Here is a 10,157-nt window from a genome sequence, read left to right on the forward strand (position 1 = left end):
CTCCGCCTACCGCACCGGCGCGCTCCCCTCGCTTGCCTCACGGCACGAGGGGTTTTTTGTTGCACTGGCACTCCCCAAAACCCCGCAAAACCCTCAGCCTCGAGAAGAGAATGCCGATGACCGAGCAGGCCACCGGGGCCCACCACCCCCAGTCGCGGTCCCGTACCGGCGGACAGCCGTCCGCCATCGTTGAGCACGTCACGGGCGCGCAGTCCCTCATCCGTTCTCTCGAGGAAGTCGGGGCCGACACGGTATTCGGCCTCCCCGGCGGCTGCATTCTTCCCGCCTACGACCCGCTGATGGACTCCACCCGGGTGCGCCACGTCCTGGTCCGGCACGAGCAGGGCGCGGGCCACGCGGCCTCCGGCTACGCCCTGGCCACCGGCAAGGTCGGCGTCTGCATGGCGACTTCGGGTCCCGGCGCCACCAACCTGGTGACCCCGATCGCCGACGCGCACATGGACTCCGTGCCGATCGTCGCGATCACCGGCCAGGTCGCCTCCGCCTTCATCGGTACGGACGCCTTCCAGGAAGCCGACATCTGCGGCATCACCATGCCGATCACCAAGCACAACTTCCTGGTGACCAACGCCGACGACATCCCGCACACCATCGCCGAGGCCTTCCACATCGCCTCCAGCGGCCGTCCGGGCCCCGTCCTCGTCGACATCGCCAAGGACGCCCTCCAGGCGCAGACCACCTTCAGCTGGCCGCCCACCCAGGACCTCCCGGGCTACCGCCCGGTCACCAAGCCCCACGCCAAGCAGATCCGCGAGGCCGCCAAGCTCATCACCCAGGCCAAGCGCCCGGTGCTGTACGTCGGCGGCGGCGTGATGAAGGCCGGTGCCACGGCCGAGCTGAAGGTCCTGGCCGAGCTGACCGGAGCCCCGGTCACCACCACCCTGATGGCCCTGGGCTCCTTCCCCGACAGCCACCCGCTGCACGTGGGCATGCCCGGCATGCACGGTTCGGTCACCGCCGTCACCGCGCTGCAGAAGGCCGACCTGATCGTCGCCCTCGGCGCCCGCTTCGACGACCGCGTCACCGGCAAGCTGGACAGCTTCGCCCCGTACGCCAAGGTCGTGCACGCCGACATCGACCCGGCCGAGATCGGCAAGAACCGCCACGCCGACGTGCCGATCGTGGGCGACGCCCGCGAGGTCCTCGCCGACCTGGTCCAGGCGGTCCAGGCCGAGCACAACGAGGGCAACACGGGCGACTACAGCGCCTGGTGGAAGGACCTCGACCGCTGGCGCGAGACCTACCCCCTCGGCTACGACCTGCCCGAGGACGGCAGCCTCTCCCCGCAGCAGGTCATCCAGCGCATCGGTGAACTCGCCCCCGAGGGGACGATCTTCGCCGCGGGTGTCGGCCAGCACCAGATGTGGGCCTCGCACTTCATCGAGTACGAGCAGCCCGCCACCTGGCTCAACAGCGGCGGCGCCGGGACGATGGGCTACGCGGTCCCGGCCGCGATGGGCGCCAAGGTCGGCCGGCCGGACGCTCCCGTATGGGCCATCGACGGCGACGGCTGCTTCCAGATGACCAACCAGGAACTCACCACCTGCGCCCTGAACAACATCCCGATCAAGGTCGCCATCATCAACAACGGCGTCCTCGGGATGGTCCGCCAGTGGCAGACCCTCTTCTACAACCAGCGGTACTCCAATACCGTGCTGAGCGGCGGCGCCGACACCGACGGCGTCCCGCAGCGGGGCACCCGGGTGCCGGACTTCGTCAAGCTGTCGGAGGCGATGGGCTGTTACGCCATCCGCTGCGAGGACCCCGCCGACCTGGACAAGGTCATCGAAGAGGCCAACGCCATCAACGACCGCCCGGTCGTCATCGACTTCATCGTCCACGAGGACGCCATGGTGTGGCCGATGGTCGCCGCCGGCACCTCCAACGACGAGGTCATGGCCGCCCGCGGCGTCCGCCCCGACTTCGGCGACAACGAAGACGACTGAGAGACAGAGAGAGACCGACTCCATGTCCACCAAGCACACGCTCTCCGTTCTCGTCGAGAACAAGCCCGGTGTCCTCGCCCGGATCACCGCCCTCTTCTCCCGGCGCGGGTTCAACATCGACTCGCTCGCCGTCGGGACCACCGAACACCCCGACATCTCCCGCATCACCATCGTGGTCAATGTCGAGGACCTGCCTCTTGAGCAGGTGACCAAGCAGCTCAACAAGCTCGTCAACGTCCTGAAGATCGTCGAACTGGAGCCCGGCGCTGCGATCCAGCGCGAGCTCGTCCTGGTGAAGGTCCGTGCGGACAACGAAACCCGCTCGCAGATCGTCGAGATCGTCCAGCTGTTCCGCGCCAAGACCGTCGACGTCTCCCCGGAGGCGGTCACGATCGAGGCGACCGGAGGTGCCGAGAAGCTGAGCGCGATGCTCAAGATGCTGGAGCAGTACGGCATCAAGGAGCTCGTCCAGTCGGGCACCATCGCCATAGGGCGCGGCGCGCGCTCGATCACCGACCGATCCCTGCGCGCACTCGACCGCACCGCATGACCCCCAGGTCGTGTTGTGGAAGTGGCGCCGTCCGCCCGGAGAGCGTGCGTGCCGGGCGTCGCCGGACAGGCGGGACTTTCACAACACGGCCTTGAAGGGGCCCGCGGCACGGAGCCCGGGCCCTCCGCCCCCGTCTCGCCGTTCGGATGGCGAGACCGGAGCACGTACACGGCGCCCCCCGCCGTACGGTGGGACGCAACACCTGCACACCAAGGAGAATCACCAGTGGCCGAGCTGTTCTACGACGCCGACGCAGACCTGTCCATCATCCAGGGCCGCAAGGTCGCGGTCATCGGCTACGGCAGCCAGGGCCACGCCCACGCGCTGTCGCTGCGTGACTCCGGCGTCGACGTCCGCGTCGGTCTGCACGAGGGCTCCAAGTCCAAGGCCAAGGCCGAGGAGCAGGGTCTGCGCGTGGTCACCCCGGCCGAGGCCGCGGCCGAGGCCGACGTCATCATGATCCTCGTGCCGGACCCGATCCAGGCCCAGGTCTACGAGGAGTCCATCAAGGACAACCTCAAGGACGGCGACGCGCTGTTCTTCGGGCACGGCCTGAACATCCGCTTCGACTTCATCAAGCCGCCGGCCAACGTCGACGTCTGCATGGTCGCCCCCAAGGGCCCCGGTCACCTGGTCCGCCGCCAGTACGAAGAGGGCCGCGGCGTTCCCTGCATCGTGGCCGTCGAGCAGGACGCCTCGGGCAAGGGCCTGGAGCTGGCGCTCTCCTACGCGAAGGGCATCGGCGGCACCCGCGCCGGCGTCATCAAGACGACCTTCAAGGAAGAGACCGAGACCGACCTCTTCGGCGAGCAGGCCGTCCTCTGTGGTGGCACCGCCGCCCTGGTGAAGGCCGGTTTCGAGACCCTGACCGAGGCCGGCTACCAGCCGGAGATCGCGTACTTCGAGTGCCTCCACGAGCTGAAGCTCATCGTGGACCTCATGTACGAGGGCGGCCTGGAGAAGATGCGCTGGTCCATCTCGGAGACCGCCGAGTGGGGCGACTACGTCACCGGCCCGCGCATCATCACGGACGCCACCAAGGCCGAGATGAAGAAGGTCCTCTCCGAGATCCAGGACGGCACCTTCGCCAAGAACTGGATGGCCGAGTACCACAACGGTCTGCCCAAGTACAACGAGTACAAGAAGGCCGACAGCGACCACCTGCTGGAGACCACCGGCCGTGAGCTCCGCAAGCTCATGAGCTGGGTGAACGACGAGGCGTAAGCCTTCCGGACGCCGGTCGGGCCCCGCTCGTGCGCGAGGGGGCCCGACCGGCGGCCACGCGCCCGGCCCCGTGTCACTGCGGGGCGCGACGGGCGGCACGCGCACGGACCGGAAGGACAGCGTCACGGAGCGGCGGTCGTACGTATGTACAGGCTGTCCAGCCTCGGATGAGTGATCCTTCCACCGGGGAGCGTTCAACGCCCCGGCGCATGACTACACTGCTCAACACATCTACGCGTCAGGGCCCACAGTGTCGTGCGTCTACCACGCGGCTAGCCTCCACCGCCTGCGGCCGTCGGGACGGCCGTCCGCACTGGGATTTGTGAGGACACACGTGAGCTCGAAACCTGTCGTACTCATCGCCGAAGAGCTGTCGCCCGCCACGGTCGACGCCCTGGGACCGGACTTCGAGATCCGGCACTGCAACGGCGCCGACCGCGCCGAACTGCTCCCGGCCATCGCCGATGTCGACGCGATCCTGGTGCGTTCCGCCACGAAGGTCGACGCCGAGGCCATCGCCGCGGCGAAGAAGCTCCGGGTCGTCGCCCGTGCCGGTGTCGGTCTGGACAACGTCGACGTCTCCGCCGCCACCAAGGCCGGCGTGATGGTCGTGAACGCACCGACCTCCAACATCGTCACGGCCGCCGAGCTCGCCTGCGGTCTGCTGGTCGCCACCGCCCGCCACATCCCGCAGGCCAACACCGCCCTGAAGAACGGCGAGTGGAAGCGCTCGAAGTACACGGGTGTCGAGCTGAGCGAGAAGACCCTCGGCGTCGTGGGCCTCGGCCGCATCGGCGTGCTGGTCGCCCAGCGCATGTCCGCCTTCGGCATGAAGATCGTCGCGTACGACCCCTACGTGCAGCCGGCCCGCGCCGCGCAGATGGGCGTCAAGCTCCTCAGCCTGGACGAGCTGCTGGAGGTCTCCGACTTCATCACCGTGCACCTGCCCAAGACGCCGGAGACCCTCGGTCTCATCGGCGACGAGGCGCTGCACAAGGTGAAGCCCTCGGTGCGCATCGTCAACGCCGCCCGCGGCGGCATCGTGGACGAAGAGGCGCTCTACTCCGCCCTCAAGGAAGGGCGCGTCGCCGGAGCCGGCCTCGACGTGTACACCAAGGAGCCCTGCACGGACTCCCCGCTCTTCCAGTTCGACCAGGTCGTCTGCACCCCGCACCTCGGCGCCTCCACGGACGAGGCCCAGGAGAAGGCCGGTATCGCCGTCGCCCGCTCGGTGCGTCTCGCGCTCGCCGGCGAGCTGGTGCCGGACGCCGTCAACGTCCAGGGCGGAGTCATCGCCGAGGACGTACGCCCGGGCCTGCCGCTCGCCGAGAAGCTCGGCCGCATCTTCACCGCCCTCGCGGGCGAGGTCGCGGCCCGTCTCGACGTCGAGGTGTACGGCGAGATCACCCAGCACGACGTGAAGGTGCTCGAACTCTCCGCACTCAAGGGCGTCTTCGAGGACGTCGTGGACGAGACCGTCAGCTACGTCAACGCCCCGCTCTTCGCGCAGGAGCGCGGTGTCGAGGTCCGCCTCACCACCAGCTCCGAGTCGGCCGAGCACCGCAACGTCGTCACCGTGCGCGGCACCCTCTCGGGCGGCGAGGAGGTCTCGGTCTCCGGCACGCTGGCCGGCCCCAAGCACCTGCAGAAGATCGTCGCCATCGGTGAGCACGACGTGGACCTGGCGCTCGCCGACCACATGATCGTCCTGCGCTACCAGGACCGTCCCGGTGTCGTCGGCACCGTCGGCCGCATCCTCGGCGAGGCCGGTCTGAACATCGCGGGCATGCAGGTTTCGCGCGCGGACGTGGGCGGCGAGGCGGTCGTCGTCCTCACCGTCGACGACACCGTCCCGCAGTCGGTGCTGAACGAGATCTCCGAGGAGATCGGGGCCGCCATGGCCCGCTCGGTGAACCTCGTCGCCTGAGCCGTTTCCCGCACCGCGTGCCTCGGCACGCAGTGATCCTCACACCCGGGGCCCGTACGTCTTCCGAGACGTGCGGGCCCCGGGTGTTTCGCCGTTCCCGCGGTTCGCGAGGCGTCCCGGGTGCCCCGCCCGCTCTTTCCGGCCGACTGAATAGTCCGGTATGGGCCTGGAGTTGGGCCCTGGGGCCCACGACTCCGACGGCCGAACGCCCTTAGCGTGTGCGGCAGTCGTGTCGCGTACGGGCACCGGGGGTTGGGGTCAGCATGTCGGCAGTCGGTGGGATACCCGTAGGCGGGGCCGCAGGGGCTCCGGCGCCCGGCGGCAGACAGCCGTTGCCGCGCGCGCTGGCCCTGGCGCAGATTCTCCTCATGGTGCTGGCCGCCGCGACCGCGGTGGGCGCGGTCGGTCTGTTCGGCTCCGCCTTCGCGGTGGACGCGGTGGGCGGACGCCTCCTCGGTGTCGCCGCCTGGGCGGCCCTGCCCGGAGCGCTCGCCTGGTGGCTCTCGCGCCGGTTGCACGAGGGTGGCAGCGGCGTCAGGTGGGCGCTGATCGCCCTCCAGCTCTGGCTGGTGGCCGGTGGCGTCTCCAACCTCGCCGACGGGTCGCCGCACGGCCTGACCCAACTCGCCGTACCCGCAGTGGTTCTCGTCCTCCTCTTCCGGCGTCGGAGCCGGGAGTGGTTCCTGCTGCCGCCCGGACGCCGGGTGGCGAAGCCGGAGTTCTCGCTCCCGCACATGATCACTTGGCGTCGCGACCGGGGTCAGACCGCGCTGGAGTACCTGGGCCTGGTCCTCATCGTCGTCGCGCTCGTCGGTGCGCTCACCGCCACCGGTCTGGGCGGCCGGATCACCGGGGGCCTCCAGTCCGCGATCTGCTCGCTCACCGGCTCCTCCTGCCCTGCCGCCTCCGACAGCGGTTCGGTGGAAGCGGGCAGCGGTACGGGCGGCGGTACGGGCAGCAGTACGGGCGGCGAGTCGGGTTCGGGCTCCACCGGCGGGGGTTCCTCGACGACCACCGGCGGCACCGGATCGGACGGCGGCGCGACGACCGGGGGTACGACCACCGGGGGCTCCTCGGCCGGGGGCTCTTCCACGGAGGGCTCGGCGGCGGGCGGGTCGGCTTCGGGGTCCACCGGGTCCACGGGGTCCACGGGGTCCACGGGGTCCACTTCTGGTTCCACCGAGGGTACTTCCGCCGGTCCGGACACGTACCCCGAGACGAGCGAGGAGCCGGAAGCCGCCTACGACACACAGGCGTCCGCCACCGACTCCTCCGACTCCTCCGACTCCTCCGACGACAAGGACGACGGGGACGGCGCCGGAGACGGGGGGAAGAAAGAAGAGGAGCAGGACTGCGGCGGCTGGGGATTCTTCGGCTGTGCCTGGGACCAGACCACCCAGGTGGTGAAGGGCGTCGCGGTCGACGGTGTCTGGGGCGACCTCACCGGCATCGTCAGCCTCGTCAAGCCGGAGACCTGGTCCGGCATCGCCGACTACGGCAAGCAGCTCGGCAACGACTGGATGCGGGACTCCGCGGACGCTTCGGGCAAATGGAGCGACGGCGACTACCTGGGCGCGGTCTTCGACTGGGGCAAGGCATCGGTCAACACCGTCGTCAGCGTCGGCGACACCGTGTTCGTCGGCGACGAGGTGCGAGACCGGTGGAACAACGGCGAGAAGACCCGCGCCGTCACCGACGTGCTGTGGAACGTCGGCTCGCTCTTCATCCCGGGCTACGACGTCGGCAAGGTCGCCGGAAAGGTCGGCGAACTCGGCAAGATCGGCAAGGCGGCCGAAGAGGTGGCCGAGGCGGCCGGGGACGCCGGCGCGGCGGCCCGAAGGGCGGCCAAGGCCGCCGAGGCGGGTGACCTCGAAGGGCTGAGCAAGGCGGCGAGAGAGGCCGACGAGGCCGCGGACAAGGCGGAGGACGCGGCCCGCAAGACCGGCTGCGTCATCGCTTCCGGCCCGCTCGTCCGTAGGGGCCCGAGCGGCGACCGCCCGGCTGGAGGAGGGGTCGCCGGGTCGGGCACGGGCGTTCTCGCCTCGGGTCCGGCGGGCCGGATCGTCCTCGCGGAGGGCGGCTGCGACACGGCCGCCAAGGAGGCCGCGGAGAAGGCCCGCGCCGACGCCCGCGCCGCCGCGCTGGAGAAGAAGCGGCTGGAGGAGCCCGAGCGGGCCCGCAAGGCCGCCGAGGACCTGAAGCAGTACCCCGAGCCCCGCCACGGGGACACCTCGGACCCCCGCAACTACGAACCCGCCCCCTGGGCCAAGGACTTGAACGATCCCGAGCTCGGCTCCGCCGACCTCGGCGACGGCTACTGGGCGAGCCGCGACCGCAACCCCCAGCCCAACTGGACCAATGAGTCCTGGCTCCGCTACCAGGAGCAGGTCACGGGCACGGTCCGGGGCCGGGAGTACGTCGTGCCCAGCCCCAAGGAGGGCAAGCCGGCGGTCGAGTACGACGGCTGGGACTCCAGCAGGCAGACGTTCCTGGAGGCGAAGAACGGCTACACCAGCTACCTCGCCCAGCCGGGCAAGACGGCGCTCACCGCCTCCGGCAAGGAGAAGTTCCTCGCGGAGGCGCGCGCCCAGGTGGAGGCGTCCGGAGGGCGCGCCGTGGAATGGCACTTCTCCGATCCGGACGTGGCGAAGGCCGCCCGCGCCGCCTTCCGCGAGGAGGGACTGCCGATCAAGGTCGTGCACACCGCGCAGAAGCCGATCGACAGCGCGCGGAAGCCGGGCGCGTTCGACTGAAGGCCGTCCGGCCCCGGAGCAGCGGGACGACAGCCGGTCGATCCCGTCGGCGCCGTTGGTACGGTCGCCGGGTGAAGTACTGGGACGGGGACGGTGTCCGCGCGCGGATCCGGGAGATGGCCGCGGCGGACCCCGGATTCGCGCGGTTCGGGGCACGGACCCATCGGTACGCGCTGGCGCCCCGGCTGACGGAGACGGAGATCCGGGCGTTCGAGGAGTTCCACGGGATCGCCCTGCCGGTCGAGTACCGCTCCTTCGTCGCGGAGGTCGGCGACGGCCCGGCCGGGCCGGCTCATGGGCTGATGCCCTTGGTCTCCCTCGGCGCCGAGGCGGCCGAGGAGGACGAGGCGGCCGAGGCGGACGAGGCGGCCGAGGAGGACGACCGGGCCGTGGACGACGAGTGGGCGGAAGACCGGCGGCCGGGCCGGCTCTCCGAGCCGTTCCCGCTCACCGGACCGCTGCCCGGCCGGATCGGGGCACCGGGGCTCGAAGAACTGACACCTGGCACGCTCATGCTGGCCGAAGAGGGCTGCGCGATGTTCCTCCGGCTGGTCCTCAACGGCCCGTACGCGGGGGAGGTCTGGTGCGTCGATCCGGACTGGGGCGGCTTCACACCGGTGAGTCCCGGCTTCCGCGCTTGGTACGGCGGCTGGCTGGCGAGCCGTTGACGCGGCCCGGCGCTTACTGGACAGGCCCGCGGTCCCCCGCCCCGCAGAACCCCGTCGGCCGGAGCACGGCCGGGGTGCTAGCCTTCCGGAGGCCGTGCGAGAGAACAAGGAGGTGGTACCCGTGAACCCATTCACTGTGGTGCTCTCCTCCGGGGTCACGGTCGGGCGATAGGTCGTCCGGGAGCGCCGTTACGAGCTCTCCCGAAAGGCACGACCATGCGTTTCACTTCCGAACAACGCCTCGACGACAACATTCTCGAGCGCGGGTTCACCCTCGGCGACATCCCCGGCATCCTGTGGACGCCCGCATCGGAATCCGCCTCCGCACCGGTGCCGCTGATCCTGCTCGGCCACCCCCCGCTCGGACTGGGCAAGATGTACCCACGGCTGGTGGGGCGGGCCCGGCAGGCCGTGGCCGACGGCTTCGCCGCAGCCACCATCGAACTCCCGGGAAGCGGCGACCGCCCCCGTCTGGCCGCCGTCGACCAAGCTCGTGCGGACATGCGCCGGGCCTTCCAGGCCGGTGAACCCGTCGGTGACGAGACCGTCGACGCCCTCGTCCTCCCGCTGGTCGAGCAGGCGGTCCCCGAACTGCGGGCCGCCATCGACGCCCTCCTCGCACTGCCCGGTATCGAAGGCCCGGTCGGGTACTCGGGGGGAGTGATCTCCATCGGAGTCCGGCTGGCACTGGTCGAGCCACGCGTCACGGCCGCCGTTCTGTTCGCCGGGAGCTTCGTGCCGCGCGTCATCCAGGAGGAGGCCCGCCGGGTCACCATTCCGCTCCACGTCCTGTTGCAGTGGGACGACGAGAACAACGACCGGCAGGCGGCCCTGGACCTTTTCGACGCCTTCGGCTCCGAGGAGAAGACACTGCTCGCCAGCATGGGCGGCCACACAGGCGTCCCGCAATCGGCGGGTGAGGACGCGGCCCGCTTCCTCACCCGGCATCTGAGCTGAGGGACACCCCGCAGGTGGTGTCCACCGGACGCCCGGCTCGCGACCGCCCCGCCCAACGGGAAGAGGATGTGCTGCGACCCGGACGGAACGGGCATGGCACCCGCGGTGGAG

General features: G+C 70.4%; 7 protein-coding genes. All 7 read left to right on the forward strand.

The genetic code is table 11. The annotated features are described in order from the left end of the window. Positions 1–110: 110 nt before the first annotated feature. The 7 genes from ACWD3D_RS10840 (at position 111) to ACWD3D_RS10870 (ending at position 10,046) form a co-directional block, all read left to right on the forward strand. Entirely contained in the window at positions 111–1,967 is a 1,857-nt protein-coding gene (locus tag ACWD3D_RS10840; RefSeq protein WP_451460563.1) for an acetolactate synthase large subunit, read from the forward strand. 22 nt (positions 1,968–1,989) lie between these two features. After that, positions 1,990–2,517: an acetolactate synthase small subunit gene (gene ilvN, locus ACWD3D_RS10845; RefSeq protein ID WP_386886297.1), complete on the forward strand. Its 528-nt coding sequence runs from the start codon at positions 1,990–1,992 to the stop codon at positions 2,515–2,517. Positions 2,518–2,742: 225 nt separating this feature from the next. After that, positions 2,743–3,741 carry a ketol-acid reductoisomerase gene (gene ilvC / locus ACWD3D_RS10850; RefSeq protein ID WP_451460564.1) on the forward strand — a complete coding sequence of 333 codons (999 nt, stop codon included), beginning with the start codon at positions 2,743–2,745 and terminating at the stop codon, positions 3,739–3,741. 334 nt (positions 3,742–4,075) lie between these two features. Further along, positions 4,076–5,668 (forward strand): phosphoglycerate dehydrogenase, encoded by a 1,593-nt coding sequence (gene serA, locus ACWD3D_RS10855; protein WP_328719253.1) that lies wholly within the window; start codon positions 4,076–4,078, stop codon positions 5,666–5,668. Positions 5,669–5,931: 263 nt separating this feature from the next. Continuing rightward, positions 5,932–8,421 (forward strand): Tox-REase-5 domain-containing protein, encoded by a 2,490-nt coding sequence (locus tag ACWD3D_RS10860; RefSeq protein WP_451460565.1) that lies wholly within the window; start codon positions 5,932–5,934, stop codon positions 8,419–8,421. 71 nt (positions 8,422–8,492) lie between these two features. Beyond that, positions 8,493–9,089: an SMI1/KNR4 family protein gene (locus ACWD3D_RS10865; RefSeq protein ID WP_451460566.1), complete on the forward strand. Its 597-nt coding sequence runs from the start codon at positions 8,493–8,495 to the stop codon at positions 9,087–9,089. 216 nt (positions 9,090–9,305) lie between these two features. After that, complete coding sequence (locus ACWD3D_RS10870) at positions 9,306–10,046, forward strand: dienelactone hydrolase family protein (RefSeq protein WP_451460567.1); 741 nt, start codon at positions 9,306–9,308, stop codon at positions 10,044–10,046. Positions 10,047–10,157: the final 111 nt, after the last annotated feature.

The sequence above is a fragment of the Streptomyces sp. NPDC002690 genome, from assembly GCF_053592415.1.

Excerpts from the sequence above, each read along its gene's own strand:
- ACWD3D_RS10860 (WP_451460565.1), top strand. The coding sequence starts at position 5,932 with ATGTCGGCAGTCGGTGGGATACCCGTAGGCGGGGCCGCAGGGGCTCCG.
- ilvN (WP_386886297.1), top strand. The coding sequence starts at position 1,990 with ATGTCCACCAAGCACACGCTCTCCGTTCTCGTCGAGAACAAGCCCGGT.
- ACWD3D_RS10840 (WP_451460563.1), top strand. The coding sequence starts at position 111 with ATGCCGATGACCGAGCAGGCCACCGGGGCCCACCACCCCCAGTCGCGG.
- ACWD3D_RS10870 (WP_451460567.1), top strand. The coding sequence starts at position 9,306 with ATGCGTTTCACTTCCGAACAACGCCTCGACGACAACATTCTCGAGCGC.